We start from the raw sequence: 20954 nt of genomic DNA, 5'->3' as shown, positions 1-20954 counted from the left end.
GTTTGGGTCGAGCTGTTTGGGTCGAGCGGGCATCAAAGCTGGGTGACGGGCAGGGTGCTGTGACACCTGCTGGGCGCCTTAGCGCGAACGGTAAACGATACGGCCTTTGGACAGATCGTAAGGCGTCAGCTCAACCTTGACTTTATCGCCGGTCAGGATGCGGATGTAGTTTTTACGCATTTTTCCGGAGATATGCGCTGTGACGACGTGACCGTTTTCCAGCTCAACACGGAACATGGTGTTGGGTAGGGTATCGACAATAACGCCATCCATTTCAATATGATCTTCGCGTGCCATATAGGCAATTCCTCACTTAATTTAACGTAATGGGTATGCTCAAAACGACTGGGCATTGGGCAGTGTTTTTAGCCACCACCTCGGATAGCGCTATATTGTGCCGCAAGGCTGCCGTCAAGGCAAAAAAGCGTGGCTAATTACCGAATTAATTCTCGCCATTGGCGACCATCAAGTACCTCAAGCGGCGTAAAATTCTGCTTGTAACGCATTTTTCGGCACGCTTCTATCCAGTAACCGAGGTACAGGTGGGGTAGCCCCTTGTCATGGGTCAATTCGATAAGCCGTAAAATGGCCAGGGTGCCCAGCGAGCGCTTGTCGAGGCTTTCATCGACGCTAAAGAAGGTATAGATGGCCGAGAGGCCGTGTTCAAGCTCATCGAAGGCGGCCACGCCAATCAGCCTGTCCCCCAGGTAAAGCTCCATCAATTGCGCATAGGGCTCGTCCAGGGTCAAAAACGTCCGGTACTGTTCGCGGCTGGGAGGGTACATATCGCCATCGGCGTGGCGATGATTGATATAGTCGGCGTAGAGCGCGTAGTGGCGTGCATCAAAGTACGCCGGGGTAATGTGCGTGGTGATGTCCTCATTGCGCCGGCTGATTCGCCGCTGGGTACGATTCGGTGCAAAATGCGCCACAGGCACGCGCACGGAGCGGCAGGCGTTACAGCCTTCGCAGTGCGGACGGTATAAATGGCGACCGCTGCGCCGAAAACCGAGCAATGAAAGCGAGTCGTAAACGCCAGGCATGGGCGATTCCTGAGGGTCCAGAAACAGCGTGGTGGCTTCCTGGTCGGGCAGGTAGCTACAGGCATGCGGCACTGTCAAAAAGAAGCGCAGGTCGCGAACGAGCCGACGGGGAGCGTTGCTGCTCACAATTTGCCTCCTGATGGGGTTAACGTTGTCGCCGCTAGCCTGTCAACATGGCTGGAAAACTAGAGTCCAATGGCGGCCAGCCACGGAGAGGGCGGTACGACGGGCACACTCTCCGGTGAGGCTGAGAAACTAAAATCAGTCTCTGGCAACCACTTCTCAAGATAGCTGATGAATGTCGCCCGGGCGACTGTTGTTGCGCCCAGGCTTGCCAGGTGGGGCGTATGCATCTGACAGTCGATGAGCTTGCCGCCGCGTTCGCGCATGGCACTGGCGAGATGAGCCAGGGCCACCTTGGAGGCATCCGGAACCTGGGAAAACATGGACTCGCCGAAAAACATCGGGCCCATGGCAATACCGTAAAGACCACCTACCAGGCGTTGATGCTGGTGCACTTCAATGCTGTGGGCGATGCCATTGGCCTGAAGCTGACAGTAGGCATGAACCATGTCATCGGTGATCCAGGTGCCCGGTTCGTCGCCCCTGGGGGCGGCACAGGCGTCGATCACCTGCTCGAAATGTTGATCGACGGTAATCTCAAAGCCCGCATTACGCAGCTTTTTTGTTAAGCTGCGGCGCTGCTTAAAGTGTTCCGGTAGGAGTATCATGCGGGGATCGGGGCTCCACCACAGGATGGGGTCGTTGTCGCTGAACCAGGGGAAGATGCCGCGCCGATAGGCCTCCACCAGCCAGCCGGGGGTTAATTCGCCGCCTGCCGCGAGCAGGCCGTTAGGCGAGTCCAACGCCGAGGTGACGGCAGGGAAGTGAGGCATTGGCGAAGATAGCCAAGGTAACATTGAGTGCTCCGGTCGGTAACGACAGTAACAAGTCCGCATCGAGAGGCCCTGTGACGGCAGCAGGATGCTCGGTATGATACAAACTCGCAAGTGGATTAACGGCGCCAATGGGTGCAAAAGGGAGAGTCGCTTGAAAGTGAATAAAGCGGTCGACAAGCGAACACAGCGTAACACGCGCCAAAGTGGGTCTTCTGCGCGGGTTAATGCCGCCAAGGACAAAGCGCGTCGGTTTGGGTTACGCCTGCAAGGGGCTGCGCGGGATGGCGTGGTCGTGGCGTTGTTGGCGGTATGTACGTTTTTATTACTGGCATTGTTTAGCTATTCGTCATCGGATCCTGGCTGGTTGTCCGAGGGTCCGGAAACCGCCGTCAGCAACTGGATGGGCCCGGTAGGCGCATGGCTTGCCGATGTGCTCTATTCGCTGCTGGGTGCCAGCGCCCTTTGGTGGCCTGGCATGGTGGGCTATCTGGCCTGGTGGCTGGTGCGTTCCCGACAGGTGCGCTTCGAGCTGGACCCGGTTGCCGTGGCGGTGCGCGCCGGTGGCCTGATGCTGTTGATGTTCGGCACCACCATGCTTGGTGCGCTGCATTTTTATAACCCTGAAAGCCCGCTGCCTTATGCCTCGGGGGGAATTCTTGGTGAAGGCCTGGTCGGCGCATTACGCCCGCTGGTTAGCAGTGGCGGCGTGGGGCTGATTGCCGCCGCGCTTATCTTGAGTGGTTTTCCGCTCTTCAGTGGGATGTCGTGGCTACAGGTTGCCGACGAAGTGGGCCGGCGTCTCTGCCGCCTGGGGGGCTGGTGGTCAGCACGCCGTCAGGCGCGTCGAGAGGCCCGGCGTGCCCGCGCCAAGCAGCGCGCAGCAGCGCGGCCCGCGGCGGAGCCCGCGCAGCGCTCGCCATTGGCAGAGCAGGCTACTGAGAGCAGCGTCGGTAAGAAACGCCGTGAGCCCGCCGTATCCGCGCCTTCGGCGGAAGACGACTCAACGGAACGTGATAACGTGACGGATACGTCGATTCCCTGGACCGCCGCTGCGCGAACGCCGTCTGCCACGGCTTTCAAGGCGGAACCCCAACCACGGTCAGCGACTGAAGAGAGCTCAACTGATAGCGCTACACAGACGCCCATGAAGCCTGAAACCGCTGCGACGGCACCCTCGCTGAGTGAGACGCCGACCGTTGAGTCTTCGGCTGATCGCCAGGGGAGCCACCTGGACGAACCATTGACGCCGTCCTCCAGTGAGGACGAGGCCAGCGAGTCGTTTCCGTTGCACGCCTCGCGCCGAGATGCTGAGGCTGAACCGTCATCTAACTCGCCGCTGTCAGCCGCCGATGACGAACCCGCGTCGCCACCATTGGCGGGCGCCCCGGCATCCGAACAGCCTCGGCCGCTGACAGCCGAACGGACCAAAGAGCGCGTGCCTGAAGTCGTGCCCGAGCCGGTTTGGGACGATGATGATGAAGAGCTCGCGTCACAACCAACGGTATCGACACCAGCCCCTGCGCGTAGTGAGCCGACCTTCAGCCCGGACGACGCCGCCGAGGCAGAGGAATCCGATAATGGGCCGACGCTGTGGACCGTTGAGCATCTGCAGAACCAGCGTCCCAGCTTCGATCATATCCCTGACCCTGAAGGTGATGTGCCGAGCTTGCGCCTGCTGACGCCGGCGGAGCCTCACCAGCCCAACTACACCGACCAGCAGCTCGCCGATATGGCCGAGCTTCTGGAAGTGCGGCTGCGCGAGTATGGTGTGAAGGCCGAGGTGGTCGATACTTGGCCGGGGCCGGTGATTACGCGCTTTGAAATCAAGCCGGCTGCCGGTGTGAAAGTTTCCAAGATCAGCAATCTGGCCAAGGATTTGGCGCGTTCGTTGATGGTCAAGAGCGTTCGCGTGGTCGAGGTGATTCCCGGGCGCCCGACGGTGGGTATCGAGATTCCCAACCCTCACCGGGCAATGATCCGGCTCCGCGAGGTGATCGATTCCGACCGTTATCAACAGGAAAAATCACCGCTGACCATGGCCTTGGGGCAGGATATCGGCGGTGGCCCTGTCGTGGCCAACCTTGGCAAAATGCCACATTTGCTGGTGGCCGGTACGACCGGGTCGGGCAAGTCGGTGGGCGTCAACGCGATGCTGATTTCGATGCTGCTCAAGGCCACGCCGGATGAGCTGAAACTGATCATGGTCGACCCCAAGATGCTGGAGCTATCGGTCTACGATGGTATTCCTCACTTGCTGGCGCCGGTGGTCACCGACATGAAAGAAGCGGCCAATAGCCTGCGCTGGTGCGTCGCCGAAATGGAGCGCCGCTATAAGCTGATGGCGGCCATGGGGGTGCGTAATATCGCGGGCTTCAACGCCCGTCTGGACGAAGCCGAGCGCGCTGGTGCCCAGGTGGCGGATCCGCTTTGGGAGCCGCAACCCTGGGAAATGCACCAGACGCCGCCGATACTTGAGAAGCTGCCCTACATCGTGGTGGTGATCGACGAATTTGCTGACATGTTCATGATTGTGGGCAAAAAAGTCGAAGAGCTCATCGCCCGTCTGGCGCAGAAAGCCCGCGCGGCGGGCATCCATCTGATACTCGCCACCCAGCGCCCGTCAGTGGACGTGGTCACAGGTCTGATCAAGGCCAATATCCCCTCGCGGATGGCCTTCCAGGTCTCGTCGCGGATCGATTCACGCACCATCCTGGACCAGGGCGGCGCGGAGAGCCTGCTGGGGCATGGCGACATGCTCTACCTGCCTGCCGGGTCAGGCCCGCCCAATCGAATCCACGGGGCCTTTGTCGACGACGATGAAGTTCATCGCGTCGTCGAGGATTTGAAACGCCGCGGTGAGCCTGAGTATATTGAGGAGATCCTGTCGGGCGGCGTATCAGCGGATGCATTGACCGGCCTGGAAGCCGAGGGTGGCGACAGCGACGATGCCGAGCAGGATGCGCTGTACGATGAAGCCGTGCAGTTCGTGACGCAAACGCGCAAAGCGTCGATTTCTGCCGTGCAGCGGCGCTTTAAAATTGGCTATAACCGTGCGGCCCGCCTGGTGGAAGCCATGGAGGGCGCGGGCGTGGTGTCGTCGATGGGTACCAACGGTGCCCGCGAAGTCCTGGCGCCGCCACCGGTGGGCCAGTAGCCCGCACGTCAAACGTGCAATAAGCGTGAAAGTCCGGCGAGTGGTGAAACTTGGGCGCCGGACGAGCGTCTTAATGGCTAATCGAGTGGTTCGGCTGATCCACTGTTATGTTTATCTGGCAAGGTTGCCTAGGGAGATCGCATGCGCGATACGCAAACTCGACGTCCTTCATCGTTAGCACTGGCTGCCAGCGCGCTGGGGTTAACACTTACAGCGCCGTTGGCCTTGGCCAATGAGGCGGCAGAGCGATTGACTGAACGCCTCGACCCGCTGCAAAGCTATCAGGCTTCGTTCGAGCAACGGATTCTTGATGGCAGCGGCGAGCGGTTACAGGACGCGCGGGGCGAAATGTGGTTGTCCCGCCCCGGCCTGTTGCGCTGGGAAGTCGAAGCCCCTTATACGCAAACCGTGGTATCCGACGGTGACGATGTCTATCTCTACGACCCTGACCTTGAACAAGTGACCGTTCAGGCACTGGATGAGCGCGTTACCCACACACCCGCGCTGTTGCTTTCAGGCCAGGTTAGTGAGCTGACGGAAAGCTACGATGTCGAATATGAACAAGACAGCGGCGATGACGTCTTTACCCTGGTGCCTACCTCGGTAGACACCTTGTTCGAGCAGCTACAGATGGTCTTTGACGGTGATATGCTCACCGAGCTGTGGATGACCGACAGCACCGGCCAGCGCACGTCGATTACCTTCAGCAACGCCGAGCGCAATGGCTATATCGATGACGAGCGTTTCGAATTCGACATCCCTGACGGCATTGATGTGATCCGCGAAGACCAGCGCTAGCCTCCATTGACTTCTGAACAGAGGCCGATCAGGCATCCGGTGCCTGATCGGCCTCTTTGTCTTGTGCGTCGCGCCAGGCCATGATCTCGGCAAAGCGCTTTTCCTGGCCGAATCCGCTGGGTTGGTAAAACGTCTGTCTGGGTAGCTCGTCCGGCCAGCAGTCGTGAGCACTGCCGGCCGGGTAGCCGTCTTTTTCATTGTGAGCGTAACGGTAGCCTTTGCCATGGCCGAGCTGCTCCATCAGCTTGGTGGGCGCGTTTCGCAGGTAGGTCGGCACCTCAACCTGGGGCTGTTGGCGGACGAACTGCTGGGCTTTGTTCCAGGCCTGGTCAATGCGATTGCTTTTGGGTGCCACCGCGAGGTGTATGACCGCGTGGGCGATCGCCCGCTGGCCTTCGTAGTCGCCCAGGCGTAGATAAGCATCCCAGGCGGCGATAACCAGTGGCAGCGCGCGAGGGTCGGCGTTGCCCACGTCCTCAGAGGCAATGGCGCTGAGCCTTCTCACCACATCAAGTGGATCGCCGCCGCCCTGAATGAAGCGCGCCATATACAGCAGAGCAGCATCGGGCCGCGATGAGCGCACCGATTTGTGGATCGCCGAGAGCAGGTCATAATAGGCGTCGCCCTGCTTGTCGAAGGCGCTGGCCTGATGGCCAATCACATCATTGAGTACACTCTCGGGAAGCCTTTCGCGGCCTGCCTCGTGCAGGGTGAAGTCGCAGGCGGTTTCCAGTAGGCCTAATGCGCGGCGGGCATCCCCGGCGCTGGCGTGGGCCAGGGCGGTCAAGACTGAAGGTTCCACCTCGATGGCGCGCTTACCCAACCCGCGCTCGGGGTCCTCCAGCGCCTGGCGCATCACGCTGATCAACTCGTCTTGGGTAAGCGATTTCAATACGTAAACCCGTGCCCGGGAGAGCAGTGCCGAGTTGACTTCAAAGGACGGGTTTTCGGTCGTTGCACCAATCAGGGTCAAAAGCCCGGACTCCACGTGGGGAAGCAGGGCATCCTGCTGACTCTTGTTCAATCGGTGAATTTCATCTAAAAATAAAATCGTCGGTGAGTTGATCTGTTGGGCGCGATCGACAACCAGACGAATATCCTTCACACCTGCCATGACGGCGCTGAGCTGCTCAAGATGGGCATTTGACGCATGCGCGAGCAGTTCCGCCAGCGTGGTTTTTCCGACCCCCGGCGGTCCCCAAAGAATCATCGAGCGGACAACCCCCGACTCTGCCATGCGTCGAAGCGGTTTATCCGGGCCGACGAGGGCTTGCTGGCCGATAAAGTCTTTAAGTAGGCGCGGCCGCATCCGGTAGGCTAATGGGGCATCGTCGGCTGGGGTTTCGCGGCTGAAAAGATCCATGGAAGCTCCGTTTATCGCTGACCCATCTGTTGGGTTTGTTATCTTAAGGTGTATGGTAAAGCATGTCTGCTCAGACTACCTTTGGCGTAAGACGATAAAGGAGACGGCCCAATGTTAAACCAACTGCGTTCGGATCATGCCAACATGGCAAGGATGCTGCACGTCCTGCAGCTCAAGCAAAAGACGCTGGCTCAGGGCGAACGTCCCAACTTTCAACTCATGCGCGAGGTGGTGGATTACATCTTGTCCTATATGGACGGCTTTGCCGTGCCGTTGGAGCGGATCTGCGTCGAACGCCTGGGTAAGGTGGCGCCCGAATACTCGTCCCTCACCGAGAAAATGGCCGAGGATTATCGGCAACTGACGCCTCGTCTGCAGCAGCTATCCAATGATATCGATATGATTCTGATGGATAACGTGCTGCCGATGGATAGGTTTGCCGACGATTTGAAAGCCTACCTGGACGCCCATCGGGCCTACTTGCGTCACGAGCGTGAGGAGCTGTTTCCGTTAATCGACAAGCACTTCAGCGAAGATGACATGGAAGCGTTGCGCCAGTCGTTGCCGGCTGAGGCTCAACAATCGCTTGAGCGTCTGCAGTTGGCGTACCCGGAACTTTATGCCGAGCTGCGCGGCGCCGATGTGCCCAACGTGTAAGTTTATCTATTGACCGGGCTGACGATGGCTTATCAGCTAGCGCGTGCGTGTTAAAGTAGGCGCCTTGATGAAACGCATACTGGGTCAATAGGCAGGGGCGATAGTGGGCATAAGCATCGGCTGTAGCGTGAAAGGATGAGCCAGGGGCCTGTTCTTATATTTGATTCCGGCGTGGGCGGGCTTTCGGTAGCGACAGCGCTACGACAGCACTACCCCCACGCCGGTTTTTGTTATGCCTGCGACAACGCATGGCTGCCTTATGGCCTGCGTGACGACGCCACGCTTGCCGACCGCATTGTGGCCGTTTGCCTGGCGGCCGTGGCGGCCTGCCAGCCCAGCGTACTGGTCGTCGCCTGCAATACCGCCAGCACCCTGGCCCTTGAAAGGCTGCGCTGGCATTTGACGATTCCCGTAGTGGGTACGGTACCGGCGATCAAGCCGGCGGCGGCGCTCAGCCAGACCCGCCATATCGCGCTGCTGGCCACCAGGGCCACCGTCGGTCGTCCCTACACCCAGGCATTGATCGACCGCTTTGCCAGCGACTGCGTGGTGACCAGGGTCGCAGCAGATGCTCTGGTGAGCGAAGCCGAAGCTTGGCTGGCAGGTCATCCCCCCGATGAAGCGCGCCTCCAGGCAGCGATGGCGCCGCTCTGGCAGGCCGCTCAGCCAGATCTCACCGCGCCCGTCCCGCCTACGTCTGGGCCGCATGCCCCCGCGTTGGATACGATTGTGCTGGGCTGCACGCATTTCCCTCTCTTGAAACCCTGGTTGGTCGAGCTTGCCCCTGTGCCGCTCAACTGGGTCGATTCCGGCGATGCCATCGCCCGGCGCGTCGGCCAGGTGGCGGGGACGCTGTTAACGAGTGCGGCGGACGGACGTTGCTTTACCACGGCACCGGCCCCGCATTTAACGGATGGTCTGTCACGCTATGGTTTTCACCCCGCGCAGCCCTTAACCCTTGCGCCTTGATGTTCACAAATATTGTTTACGAATATAAAAAGGAGCCGCTTTGGCTATTCCCGACGTTGACCCCGAACGCTATGCCGAGCAACTCGCCGACAAGCAGGCCTATGTCGAACGCCTTTTTGCGTCCTTCGAGCCGCCGACCCTGGAGGTGTTTGCCTCGCCGCCCAGCCACTATCGCCAGCGCTGTGAGTTTCGTATCTGGCATGAGGGCGATGATCTTTTCTACGCCATGTTCGAAGTCACCCCGGGGAATCCCAAGAGCAAGCGCGTTATCCGGCTCGATCAGTTCCCGGTGGCCAGCGAGGCGATCAACCGGTTGATGCCGCGGTTACGCGACGCCTTTCTGGCAAGCGATGAGCTGCGCCGTCGACTGTTCCAGGTCGAGTTTTTAACCACGCTCTCTGGCGAGGCGCTGGTGACGCTGATCTATCACCGTCCGCTGGGCGATGACTGGGAAGCCGAGGCACGCGCGTTAGAGGCAGAACTGGGCATCATGATCATTGGTCGTTCGCGCAAGCAACGCCTTGTGCTTACCCAGGATCACGTCTGGGAGCGCCTGGAAGTGAAGGGCCGCACGCTGCATTACCAGCAGGTCGAGAACAGCTTTACCCAACCCAATGCGCATATCTGCCAGGCGATGCTGGGATGGGCCTGCGACGTGACAGCGGGGCGCGAGCAAGAGGATTTAGTCGAGCTATACTGCGGTAACGGTAACTTTACCATTGCCCTGGCAAAGAACTTCCGCCGCGTGCTGGCCACCGAAATCTCGCGCACCTCGGTGGCCAGTGCCAACGTCAATCTGGCTGCCAATGGCGTGACCAATGCTCAGGTGGCGCGGATGTCGGCTGAAGATTTCGCCCTGGCACTGAAAGGTGACAAAAGCGGCCGACGTGTAGCGGAAATGGCGCTAGACACATATGACTTCTCGACGGTGTTGGTGGACCCGCCACGGGCCGGGCTTGATGAGCAAAGTTGCCAGCAGATCAGCGAATACGCCCAAATCGTCTATATTTCATGCAACCCGGTAACACTTGCTGACAACCTGGCTCAGCTTATGCAAACCCACAAGATTGAACGCTTTGCGTTGTTTGACCAGTTTCCGTTTACCGACCATTGTGAATGTGGGGTATGGCTTACGCGGCGCTCATCACCATGATGATACCCATGCTGGTGATGCGTAAGTGGTATGCGCTATGAGCAACCGTGCAGGTGACTAGGGCGATGCCTGCGGGTAGCGTAAGCTAACTGGAATGATGGCCTAAAGGCCTATTGTCCTTCGTTTTTTTGGCCAGGTGATGGCCCCGGCAGTAGAGGTGATGGATGCATTACGTTGCGATTGAAGAAAGTCGGCAAGATTTGTTGAAGCAGCTACAGGAACGTCTGCACGATCGCTTGGAGCCGACCCGCGCCGAGGCCATTGATGCCTTCGCGCGTCACTTCTACGCGACGGTGCCCGTTGAAGACCTGATTGACCGTCGCCTGGATGACCTTTACGGGGCGACACTGTCGATTTGGCAATTCCTTCAGCACCACGATCCTCAAAGCCCCAAAGTGCGTGTGTTCAACCCCGATTTCGAAGAGCACGGCTGGCAGTCGACCCATACCTTTGTGGCGGTGCTTCACGAGGATATGCCGTTCCTGGTCGACTCGGTGCGGATCGAGCTCAATCGTCGCGGTTTAACGGTGCATGCCATTCAAAATGCGGTGTTAGCGGTGAGCCGTGATGCCCAGCATCAGTTGCAAGCGCTTGGTTCACCCCGCGATGCCCAGGCACCCGAGGCGCGCGAATCACTGGTGGTGATCGAAGTTGATCGCCACACCGACCCGGAACTGTTGGGCACAATCGAGCACAATCTTCACGAGGTGCTGCGCGATGTGCGTACCGCCGTGGGTGATTTTGATGCCATGTGCGAGCAAATTCGCAGTTCGATTCAGGAGATCGAGAAAAACTGCCCGCCGCAAATCGACCCTGACGACCATGAAGAGGCGATTGCCTTTCTGGAATGGCTGCTCAAGGATAACTTTACCTTTCTCGGCTACGATGAGTACCTGCTCGAAGATGGTGAGCTGACCCGGGATCCTGACAGCGTGCTGGGGGTTTTCCGTCTGGATCAACCCCGCTATTGCGAGCGGATCCGTACCGAAGAAGGTATCGGCGACGACGATAACTACGTGTTGGTGCCGCAGTTGCTGTCGTTTGCCAAGAGCGCCCATCACTCGCGGGTTCATCGCCCCACCTATCCCGATTACATCACTGTCGACCGTTACGACGACGACGGCAATGTCATTGGCGAGCGGCGTTTCTTCGGCCTGTTCACTGCCACGGTGTATAACGAGTCGCCGCGCAATATTCCCTTGCTGCGCCGCAAGCTCAAGGCCGTCATGGATATCGCCGGGTTCAACCCGCAGGGGCATAACGGCAAGCAGTTGCTTCAGGTGCTGGAAGTTTATCCCCGCGATGACCTGTTCCAGATGAACACCGAGGCGCTGGCCAGTACGGCGTTGGGCATTCTGGATATTCGCGAACGCCGTCAGGTGCGACTGTTCATACGCGCCGATGTCAGCGGCAAGTTCTATTCGTGCCTGGTCTTCGTGCCGCGGGACGTGTTTTCCACTGATTTGCGTCAACGCATTCAACATCTGCTCTGCGACGAGTTGGACGCCCGCTTCGGGGACTTCAACACGTACCTGTCGGAGTCGGTACTCGCGCGTATCCAACTGATTTTGCGCTTCAATGGTGATGCACCCAGCCAATACGACCTGAAACGCCTGGAAAATAAAGTTGCGCGCCTGGCACGCAGCTGGCGCGATGATTTGCAGGCGGCGATGATCGAGGGGTTCGGCGAAGAGCAAGCCAATAACCTCATGGAACAATTCCAAGAGGCGTTTTCTGCCAGCTATCGCGAAGACTTTACCGCGCGTACGGCGGTCTTCGACGTCCAGCATCTGCTGACGCTGGATAGCGAAAACGACCTGGCGCTTTCTCTCTACCGGCCGTTGGAAGAGCAGAGCGGTGGCGTGAATTTGAAGCTGTTCCATCGGGCGTCGCAGATTCCGCTGTCGGATGTGCTGCCGATGATGGAAAACCTTGGCCTGCGGGTCATTGGTGAACGTCCCTATGATATCAACAGCCCTCAGCAGCGCTACTGGATCCACGATTTTGAGCTGGAGCACAGCGGCGCCGAAATGAGCCTGTCGGAAATGCGCGAAACGTTCAGCGAAGCGTTCAAGCGCATTTGGGTGGGCGAAGCCGATAACGACGCATTCAACCGCTTGATCATCGGTGCAGGCCTGGACTGGCGGGAAGTGGCCATGCTCCGGGGCTATGCCCGTTATCTGAAGCAGATTCGCTTTGGCATGTCCCAGGATTATATCGCTACCACGCTGGCAAACTATCCCGTGATTACCCAGACGCTGGTCGAGCTTTTCCAGCAGCGCTTCGACCCAGGTCTGGATGAGCACGACACCAGCGACTGCATAGCGCGTATCAATGAGCACCTTGAGGCGGTTGCCAGTCTTAATGACGATCAACTGCTGCGCCGCTTCATGGAGCTTATCCAGGCGACGTTGCGCACCAACTATTACCAGCAAACCGAGAATGGCCGAGCCAAGGACTACATTGCCTACAAGCTTGAGCCTTCCAAGGTCACCGGGATGCCCAAGCCGCGCCCGATGTTTGAGATCTTCGTTTGCTCGCCACGGGTCGAGGGGGTGCACCTGCGCGGCGGCAAGGTGGCCCGGGGCGGGCTGCGTTGGTCCGACCGTCACGAAGATTTCCGCACTGAAGTGCTCGGGCTTGTGAAAGCACAGCAGGTCAAAAACGCCGTGATCGTGCCTGTCGGCGCGAAAGGCGGCTTCGTCTGCAAGCGGATGCCGGAGAATGCCGACCGCGAGACCCAGCAAAAAGAAGGCATTGCCTGCTATCAGCTGTTTATCCGTGCGTTGCTGGATGTCACCGATAATCTTGTGATGGGCGATGTCGTGCCACCACAACACGTGGTTCGCCACGATGAAGATGACGCTTACCTGGTGGTTGCCGCGGATAAGGGCACGGCAACCTTTTCGGATATTGCCAACGAAATCTCGCTTGAATACGGCCACTGGCTGGGAGATGCCTTCGCGTCTGGCGGTGCCAACGGCTATGATCACAAGAAAATGGGGATCACTGCACGCGGGGCCTGGGAATCGGTCAAGCGTCACTTTAAGAACCTGGATATCGACACCCAGCGTGATGAGTTCAGTGTGATCGGCATCGGTGACATGGCAGGCGATGTGTTTGGCAACGGTATGCTGTTGTCCGAGACGATCCAGCTGGTGGGGGCTTTCAACCATCTGCACATTTTTGTCGATCCCACACCGGACCCGGCCGCTACCTTTGCCGAACGCCAGCGCTTGTTCAAACTGCCACGTTCCAGTTGGGAAGATTACGATCAGACGTTGATCTCCCAGGGTGGCGGCATTTTCAGCCGTAGCGCGAAATCGATCGTCATTACCCCTGAAATGCAGGCGGTGTTTGGCATTGAAGAGACGCGGCTGTCACCCAACGAGTTGATCCGCGCCATGCTGGTCGCCAAGGTCGACTTGATCTGGAACGGCGGCATCGGTACCTACGTGAAAGGCTCCGAAGAAACCGACGCAGAGGTGGGTGATAAAGCCAACGATTCGCTGCGCATCAACGGCAACGACCTTAACTGTCGTGTGGTCGGCGAAGGCGGTAACCTTGGCCTGACGCAACTGGGCCGCATGGAAGCGGCTGCCAAAGGGGTGCGGGTTTATACCGACTTTATCGATAACGCCGGGGGCGTTAACTGCTCCGACCATGAAGTGAATATCAAGATACTGATTGATGAAGTGGTCAAACGCGGTGACATGACCGACAAGCAGCGCAATCAGTTGCTGGCCGAGATGACCGATGAGGTGTCCGATCTGGTCATTCTGGATAACTACCGCCAGACCCAGGCGCTGGATCTTTCGGCGATTCTTTCCCAGCAGGGCATGGGTCCTTACCGGCGCTTTATCAGCGAACTTGAGTCGGCGGGGCAGATTGATCGGGAACTTGAATTCCTGCCCACCGACGACGTCTTGAAAGAACGTTCAAGCCAGCAGCAGGGGATGCGCCTGCCGGAACTCTCGGTGTTGATCTCTTACGCCAAGAGCACGCTGAAAGGCGACCTGATCGCCTCAGAGGTGCCCGATGACCCGTATATTCACCATCATCTCGAGCGCCTGTTCCCGGCGGTGCTGACCGAACGCTATCGGTCGGAAATGTATGACCACCGTCTGAAACGTGAAATCGTCGCCACCCAGGTGGCCAACGATCTTGTCGATCACATGGGGGTTGTGTTCGTACGCCGGCTGATGGATTCAACGGGCGCTGGCCGAGCGGACATCGCGCGGGCTTATGTGGTTGCCCGGGACAGCTTTAATCTGCCTTCCCTGTGGGCCCAGTTGGAAGCGCTGGATAATCAGGTACCCAATCGCGTTCAGTACGCGATGATGCTGGATGTGATGCGCATGATCCGCCGCGCGACGCGCTGGTTCCTGCGCCAGCATATGGGGCTCTCGACCCAGGACACCATCGAGTACTTCCGGCCGCGGCTGACGCAACTCCAGGAAGGGATTGGTGAGCTGTTAAGCGGTGAAGAGCAGGCGGCATGGCAGCAACGCTATGCAGAGTTGCAGTCAGCGGGCGTGCCGGATGCGTTAGCCTCAACCGTAGCAGCGGCCCCCAGCCTGTATGCGGGGCTGGGTATTATCCAGGCGGCCCGGGCCACTAATGAGAAACCTCAACGGGTCGCCGAGGTGTACTACGAGATTGGTAGCCGTCTGGAGCTTCCCTGGATGATTCAGCAGGTTACCCAGCTTGATGTGCGTGATGCCTGGCAGGCCCAGGCGCGGGAAACCTTCCGTGATGATATTGACCGCCAGCAGTTGGCGCTGACCACCAGTGTGCTCAAGCTGGAAGCGGGCAGTCGCGAGACCCAGGAGCGAGTTGCCCAGTGGCTGGAACAGCACGCGGGTCTGCACAACCGCTGGTGTCGCTTGATCGACGAGGTGCGTAGCGGTAGCGAAGGCGGTTTTGCGCTGTTCGCGGTGGCTATTCGTGAACTGGTCGATCTCGCTGAAAGCGATAGCGAAAGCTAGTTCGACGCTTTCACCGATGTATCAAGCGCGCCCTCGGGCGCGCTTTTTTAGGTTATAATGACGCCCGTTTTAAAGCCTTCCTCGTTTCAAGAGACTTTCCATGTACGCCCTTGCCCGTTCGCTGTTCTTCCGCATCGACCCCGAGACCTCCCACGGTATGGCGCTGGGCGCTCTGGATGCCCTGCACCGCGTAGGCGGCGTTAAACGGTTGATGGGCCCGCCCGTTGATGACCCTGTCGAGTTGATGGGGCTGCGTTTTGCCAACCGGGTGGGCCTGGCAGCGGGGTTGGACAAGAACGCCGATCACCTCGATGCCCTGGGAGAGATTGGCTTCGGGTTTATAGAAGTCGGCACCGTCACCCCGCAGGCCCAGCCGGGTAACCCCAAGCCCCGCCTGTTTCGTCTTGCCGGGCACGAAGCCATCATCAACCGATTCGGGTTTAACAACCGGGGCGTTGCGCATCTGGTCGCGCAAGTAAAGCAGCGTCACTATGGCGGTATCGTGGGCATTAATATCGGCAAAAACCTGACCACGTCGGTTGACGATGCGTTGGGTGACTACCTGGCCTGCCTGGAAGCGGTTCATGGGGTGGCGGATTATGTGACCGTGAATATTTCTTCACCCAACACACCAGGACTGCGTACGCTGCAGTTTGGCGCTCAGTTGGATGCGCTTTTGGGCCCCATCCGGGCGCGCAGTCAGGCTCTGGACGAGCAGGAAGGTCGACAGGTGCCATTGCTGGTAAAAATTGCCCCGGACATGACTGACGAAGAAGTGGCATTGGTGGCAGCTAGTATCGAGCGCAACGCCTTTGACGGGGTGATTGCCACCAATACCACCATCTCACGGGAAATGGTGGCGGGTGACCCCCAGGCTGACGAAGCAGGTGGACTTTCGGGCAAGCCGGTGTTTGAAGCCTCGAACCGTATCATCCGTTTGCTGCGCGCCCACTTGCCGGATATGCCGATTATCGGCGTCGGCGGTATCGACAGCGGCGAGGCCGCCAGAACCAAGCGTGACGCCGGCGCGGACTTGGTGCAGCTGTATTCCGGACTGATTTATCGTGGCCCCAGGCTTGTCAGCGAGTGTGCCGAAGCACTACAAAACGATAAAAAGCCCGCTTGATGGAGCGGGCTTGAGGGGTATTCAGTAAAACGATGTATAGAGATTAGGGTTGTTAAGGGTTAGGTCATAACAGTGGGGTTTTTATGGATACCGGAAACGCCGGTCATGCCATCCCACTGGTCGCCGCGACCTTCACGCCAACCGCTCATCCAGTATTCGCGTAAATTTACCTCTTGACTGGGGCAATCATCACGGGAGCGACCCGTAACGCCCGCTTTGTAGCCGTGTACATAAGCCCGCTGGAAGCGATCACGTTTTTGTCGTTTCATTGGCTAACCTCTTTGTATGAAAGCCTTTGAGATGAAATAACGGGGAATGACGAGATAGAAAACCCAACTCTATGTCGCGCCCCATCATTTCGAGAGCTAACTTCAAGAGTGAACTGCCGTTTGGGCGAAGTGGTCTAGCACTCACGTGCTGAACCCACCGGGCGGCTCGCTCGTCAACGCCATAGGTCCTTGAGACGACTCCTTGAGACAATCTTCAAGACCCTGGCAGGCAACGCATGCGTTTTCAGTAGCTACTCTCTTATTGTTAGACCATGATGGGGTCGCTTGTCGACCATCAAATTGTCATAAGACGTAAACTCATTTGCAATATATAGGAATATCGCGCGGTTACGCGCAGCCATTACCATGACCGAGTCGAGCCAAATTGCCCCCCTAGAGCTGCTGGCAACGTGCCCCAAGGGTATCGAAAGCCTGCTTGCCGACGAACTGACTGCGTTAGGCGCCACCCCAGGTAAAACCACCGTGGCAGGCGTGTACTTTGCTGCCGATCAGTCCACGGCCTACCGTGTTTGCCTGTGGTCGCGGCTGGCAAATCGCATCATCCTGATCCTGGCTCGCGAGCCGATGATCGAAACCGCCGACCAGTTACGCACTGTGGTGTCGGGTATCGACTGGACGCGGCACCTGGCCCCGGGGCGGACGATGGCGGTGGATTTCCACGGCCGCAGCGACCACATCCGCCACACCCGCTTTGGCGCCCAGACCGTCAAGGACGGCGTGGTGGACGCACTGCAGCTGGCCGGCCAGGAACGCCCCACGGTGGATACCAAGGCCCCGCACCTGCGCCTTTATGCCCATCTGCACCGGGCCAATGCGACGCTGGGAATCGATTTATCCGGAGAAAGCCTGCATCGTCGTGGCTACCGGCGCGATGTGGGGCACGCACCGTTGAAAGAGAATCTTGCAGCGGCATTGCTGGTGCGTGCCGGTTGGCCCGAACGCGCCAAAGCGGGTGAACCGTTGATGGATCCACTGTGCGGCGCGGGCACGCTGTTGATTGAGGCCGGCCTGATGGCGGCCGACCAGGCACCCAACCTGCACCGCGAACGTTTCGGATTTCACGGCTGGTCTGGTCACGATGAAACCGAGTGGCAAGAGCTTAAGCGAGAAGCTGACGCTCGGGCGTCGATTGGTCGCAAACGTTGTAAAACGTCATTGACCGGCTTTGATGAAAGCCCGGCGGCACTGTCGGCTGCCAAGGCCAACGCCATGCGCGCGGGTATTCCCGCTCTGATCCACCTGCACGGCCAACGCCTCGGTCAGCTGACGCGGCCTGCCGAATTGACCGCCGAACAGGGGTTAATGATTACCAACCCGCCCTACGGCGAGCGTCTGGGCGAGCTGCCCGAACTGGTTCAGCTGTATGCTCAACTGGGTGAAAAGGCCAAGGCGTTGTTTCCTGGCTGGACCCTTGCCGTGTTTACCGGTAATCCGGATCTGGGGCATCGGCTTGGCCTGCGGGCACACAAACAGTACGCGCTGAAAAACGGCGCCCTGGATGCCAAGCTGTTGTTGATGACCATTGACCCCAAGACTAGCCGGGTAGAAGAGGGCGACAGTGCACCATCGACAGTTGCGCAGGCCGCACCCAAAGGGTCCGAGAACGCCCAGATGTTTGCCAACCGGCTGGTCAAAAATCAGAAGCGCCTGAAAAAGTGGCTCAAGCAAAGCGGTGAGACCTGCTACCGGCTTTACGATGCGGATATGCCCGAGTATGCCCTGGCGGTCGATCGCTATGGTGACCATGTGCACGTCCAGGAGTACGCTGCGCCGCGTTCGGTGGATCCTGCCCAGGCACAAAAGCGCCTGTTCGATGCGCTGGAGGTCATGCCCGACGCACTGGGTGTTGACCCCAGCAAGATCCATGTTAAACGCCGTGAGCGGCAAACCGGCAATGCCCAGTATCAAAAACGTGATGCCAGCGGCGAGCGTTTCGAGGTGCGCGAAGGCAATGCACGGATATGGGTCAATCTGCGCGATTACCTGGATACCGGGCTGTTTCTTGACCACCGGCCCGTAAGGCGCATGCTGGGCGAGATGGCCAGCGGCAAGCGTTTTCTGAATCTGTTCTGCTATACCGCGAGCGCCACTGTGCAGGCGGCACTTGGCGGCGCGAGCGACAGCGTCAGCGTGGATATGTCCAATACCTATCTTGAGTGGGCGCGGGACAACTTCACGCTCAACAAGCTCGACCCCAGACTGCACCGAGTGGTGCGCGATGACTGCTTCCGCTGGCTGGAAACCGCCAACGCCGAGTTCGATCTGATTTTCATGGACCCGCCGACGTTCTCCAACTCGAAGAAGATGCGCGATACGCTGGACGTTCAGCGTGATCATCCGCGCTTGGTAGAATTGGCCATGGCGCGACTGGCGCCGGGCGGAGTGCTGGTGTTCTCCAATAACCAGCGGCGTTTCAAGCTGGATGAGTCGCTTGGCGAGCGCTACGTGGTCGAGGATATGACCGCGCGCAGTTTTGACCCGGATTTTCAGCGGCGCAGCAATGCACATCAGGTGTTTCTATTACGCCACCGCGAGTAACGTCATTCAGGTCTGCAACATGATTCGGCTAACGCTATATACCACACAGGGCTGCCACCTTTGCGCTGAACTGGAGGCGCAGGTGGCAGCGCTAACCCGGCAGCCCATTGCGTGGCAGCGGATAGAGGTGGCTGATGATGAAACACTGCTGGCATATTACGGCGAGCGAATTCCCGTGTTGGCGGACGACGCGGGAAACGAGCTGGAAGCTGGGTATGTGCTTGAGCGACTATGCGACTGGCTGCGGGCGCGTGGCTGGCTTGATGAATCAGCCATCAGCGATGGGACGAAGCCCGAGGCCCTAGCGCCGAAAGGCAGGCACCAGCGCGACGGGCGGCGTTATCTGGGGTGAGGCGTTAAGCATATCGGGGTGTTAGATCGTGTCCAGCAGTGAAAGCTGGCGCATGGCTTCCTGGCCTTCGGGAGAGTTGTCAGCCACTTCGAGTACCTTGCGAAACCCGCGTGAGGCCTGGATGGTGGTTTCATCTTCCAGCCACATATGGGCCTGGGCCAGGGTGTCGGCCAACTGATGCTTCAGGCCACCAAACTGAGTGCCGATCTGTCCCCAGGCGCGGCTGAATATCCAGTCACCCAGCATGTCCTGATGAATATGCACCAGCACGTAGTCATGGTCGGTTTCCCAGCGTACGATCAAAACATTCTCCTTGGCATTCTCTGTAACGCCTCCTTAAACCTGCCTGCAGCAAACGTCGTTGCGGGCGTATTGTAAAGCCCGGATAAGCAAACGCCTATGAAAGTTGTTATCGACGCCAATATCCCAGCCGCCGACGCTTGCTTTGGGGCCTTCGGCATGCTTGCGCGCGTGCCCGGTCGCGAGATCAGCGCTGCCGACGTGGCTGATGCCGATGCGTTGATTGTCCGCTCGGTGACTCAGGTGAATCAGGCACTACTTGCCAATAGCCGCGTCGGGTTTGTCGGCACTTGTACCATCGGCACCGACCATATCGATCAGGCCTTTCTGAACGAGCAAGGTATCGGCTTTGCCAGCGCGCCTGGCTGCAACGCCGAGGCGGTTGTCGATTATGTCCTCAGCAGCTTGCTGACGATTGCGGAGCGTGAGGGCTGGGCACTGAGTGAGCGCAGCGTTGGTGTAGTGGGCGTGGGTAATGTGGGCAGCCGACTGCTCGCACGGTTGAAAGCACTGGGAATATCGGTGCTGGCCTGCGATCCACCCAGGGCCGAGGAGGAAGGTGCCCATGGCTTTTCTGATATCGACGAACTCATCGCCCGCTGTGATGTGCTCTGTCTGCATACGCCGCTGGTGGCATCCGGCCCCCATGCCACCCATCATCTGCTCAACGCACAGCGAATCAATGAGCTGGCACCGGGCAGCGTGCTGTTGAACGCCGGGCGGGGGGATTGTGTGGATGGTCTGGCGCTACGCAGCCGGCTGGCGGGCCAGGGCGATATCATCGCCGTGCTCGATGTATGGGAGCAGGAGCCTGCCATCGATGCGAATCTGCACGATCTAGCGGCCCTGGCTACGCCCCATGTTGCTGGCCACAGCCTGGACGGCAAGCTGCGCGGTAGTTGGATGATCCACCAGGCGTTGGCGGCCCATCTGGGTCAGTCGAGCTCGTTGGGGTTTGACGAACTCTGCCCGCCGCCAGCGCTTGAGAGTCTGACGCTCGAGCAGGCGCTGCCGGTGGAGGATGCGCTCAGGCTGTGCGTTCGGGCGGTATATGATACGCGCCGCGATCACGACACCCTTCAGCGCCAAGTGCACCAGTTGGGGGTGGCAAAAGGCTTTGACCATTGCCGCACCCACTACCCGCTGCGCCGCGAGCTTGCCACGCTCGAAGTGCGGCTGAAAGGCGCTGCCCACGAGTTGTTTGAGCCACTCGGCGCTGCGGGGTTCCGGGTAAGCGTTGCATAAAAAACATCATCATAGATGCTGTCTGTCAACGCAAAGAGGCCCGCTCAAAGCGGGCCTCTCAGGTGTCCTACCTTGACTG

The 20954-nt window shown here is 59.0% G+C and carries 16 protein-coding genes; 10 read left to right on the top strand and 6 right to left on the bottom strand.

The window, feature by feature from the left end:
• Nucleotides 1–78: 78 nt before the first annotated feature.
• From infA to aat, 3 genes are all read right to left on the bottom strand, one after another.
• Entirely contained in the window at nucleotides 79–297 is a 219-nt protein-coding gene (infA, locus tag R3F64_RS16035) for a translation initiation factor IF-1 (RefSeq protein WP_066318014.1), read from the bottom strand.
• A 137-nt stretch (nucleotides 298–434) separates the two neighbouring features.
• A complete protein-coding gene (locus tag R3F64_RS16030; protein WP_085917763.1) occupies nucleotides 435–1169 on the bottom strand; it encodes an arginyltransferase in 735 nt (244 codons plus the stop codon).
• Nucleotides 1170–1228: 59 nt separating this feature from the next.
• Nucleotides 1229–1963: a leucyl/phenylalanyl-tRNA--protein transferase gene (aat, locus tag R3F64_RS16025; protein ID WP_332612575.1), complete on the bottom strand. Its 735-nt coding sequence runs from the start codon at nucleotides 1961–1963 to the stop codon at nucleotides 1229–1231.
• A gap of 130 nt (nucleotides 1964–2093) precedes the next feature.
• Here aat and R3F64_RS16020 point away from each other — a divergent pair, with 130 nt between their 5' ends.
• Together R3F64_RS16020 and lolA are read left to right on the top strand one after the other, a co-directional pair.
• Nucleotides 2094–5096 (top strand): DNA translocase FtsK, encoded by a 3003-nt coding sequence (locus R3F64_RS16020; RefSeq protein WP_332612573.1) that lies wholly within the window; start codon nucleotides 2094–2096, stop codon nucleotides 5094–5096.
• A 141-nt stretch (nucleotides 5097–5237) separates the two neighbouring features.
• Nucleotides 5238–5894, top strand: a complete 657-nt coding sequence (gene lolA / locus R3F64_RS16015) for an outer membrane lipoprotein chaperone LolA (protein ID WP_199283671.1) — start codon at nucleotides 5238–5240, stop codon at nucleotides 5892–5894.
• Between the two features lie 28 nt (nucleotides 5895–5922).
• On the opposite strand, the gene R3F64_RS16010 is transcribed toward lolA, so the two are convergent.
• A complete protein-coding gene (locus R3F64_RS16010) occupies nucleotides 5923–7257 on the bottom strand; it encodes a replication-associated recombination protein A (RefSeq protein ID WP_332612571.1) in 1335 nt (444 codons plus the stop codon).
• A gap of 111 nt (nucleotides 7258–7368) precedes the next feature.
• Between R3F64_RS16010 and R3F64_RS16005 the strand changes: the two genes are divergently transcribed.
• The 5 genes from R3F64_RS16005 to R3F64_RS15985 all read left to right on the top strand — a co-directional run bounded on the left by R3F64_RS16005 (nucleotide 7369) and on the right by R3F64_RS15985 (nucleotide 16150).
• Nucleotides 7369–7914, top strand: coding sequence for a hemerythrin domain-containing protein (locus R3F64_RS16005; RefSeq protein ID WP_066318002.1), 546 nt, complete (start codon nucleotides 7369–7371; stop codon nucleotides 7912–7914).
• 135 nt (nucleotides 7915–8049) lie between these two features.
• Nucleotides 8050–8883, top strand: a complete 834-nt coding sequence (locus tag R3F64_RS16000; protein ID WP_332612568.1) for a glutamate racemase — start codon at nucleotides 8050–8052, stop codon at nucleotides 8881–8883.
• A 40-nt stretch (nucleotides 8884–8923) separates the two neighbouring features.
• Entirely contained in the window at nucleotides 8924–10036 is a 1113-nt protein-coding gene (gene trmA, locus R3F64_RS15995) for a tRNA (uridine(54)-C5)-methyltransferase TrmA (protein ID WP_264823419.1), read from the top strand.
• Between the two features lie 164 nt (nucleotides 10037–10200).
• The gene (locus R3F64_RS15990) at nucleotides 10201–15024 is read left to right on the top strand and encodes an NAD-glutamate dehydrogenase (protein ID WP_199283669.1); all 4824 of its coding nucleotides are present in this window, start codon (nucleotides 10201–10203) and stop codon (nucleotides 15022–15024) included.
• A 100-nt stretch (nucleotides 15025–15124) separates the two neighbouring features.
• Nucleotides 15125–16150, top strand: a complete 1026-nt coding sequence (locus R3F64_RS15985; RefSeq protein ID WP_085917771.1) for a quinone-dependent dihydroorotate dehydrogenase — start codon at nucleotides 15125–15127, stop codon at nucleotides 16148–16150.
• Nucleotides 16151–16209: 59 nt separating this feature from the next.
• Here the strand turns inward: R3F64_RS15985 and rmf are convergent, their stop codons facing one another.
• Nucleotides 16210–16419, bottom strand: coding sequence for a ribosome modulation factor (gene rmf, locus R3F64_RS15980; protein ID WP_066317995.1), 210 nt, complete (start codon nucleotides 16417–16419; stop codon nucleotides 16210–16212).
• Nucleotides 16420–16785: 366 nt separating this feature from the next.
• Between rmf and rlmKL the strand changes: the two genes are divergently transcribed.
• Together rlmKL and R3F64_RS15970 are read left to right on the top strand one after the other, a co-directional pair.
• On the top strand, nucleotides 16786–18978 hold the full coding sequence (gene rlmKL / locus R3F64_RS15975) for a bifunctional 23S rRNA (guanine(2069)-N(7))-methyltransferase RlmK/23S rRNA (guanine(2445)-N(2))-methyltransferase RlmL (protein ID WP_332612563.1): 2193 nt from the start codon (nucleotides 16786–16788) through the stop codon (nucleotides 18976–18978).
• A gap of 19 nt (nucleotides 18979–18997) precedes the next feature.
• Nucleotides 18998–19330, top strand: a complete 333-nt coding sequence (locus tag R3F64_RS15970) for a glutaredoxin family protein (protein ID WP_199283667.1) — start codon at nucleotides 18998–19000, stop codon at nucleotides 19328–19330.
• A gap of 21 nt (nucleotides 19331–19351) precedes the next feature.
• On the opposite strand, the gene R3F64_RS15965 is transcribed toward R3F64_RS15970, so the two are convergent.
• Entirely contained in the window at nucleotides 19352–19633 is a 282-nt protein-coding gene (locus R3F64_RS15965) for a hypothetical protein (RefSeq protein ID WP_085917774.1), read from the bottom strand.
• A 96-nt stretch (nucleotides 19634–19729) separates the two neighbouring features.
• On the opposite strand from R3F64_RS15965, the gene pdxB reads away from it, so the two are divergent.
• Nucleotides 19730–20875 (top strand): 4-phosphoerythronate dehydrogenase PdxB, encoded by a 1146-nt coding sequence (gene pdxB, locus R3F64_RS15960; RefSeq protein ID WP_332612558.1) that lies wholly within the window; start codon nucleotides 19730–19732, stop codon nucleotides 20873–20875.
• The last annotated feature ends 79 nt before the right edge of the window (nucleotides 20876–20954 follow it).

The organism is Halomonas sp. 5021, from assembly GCF_036663435.1.
GTDB classification, from domain to species: Bacteria; Pseudomonadota; Gammaproteobacteria; order Pseudomonadales; family Halomonadaceae; genus Vreelandella; species Vreelandella janggokensis.
The sequence above is the reverse complement of the archived record's forward strand: the minus strand, read 5'-3'. Positions and strand labels throughout refer to the sequence as shown.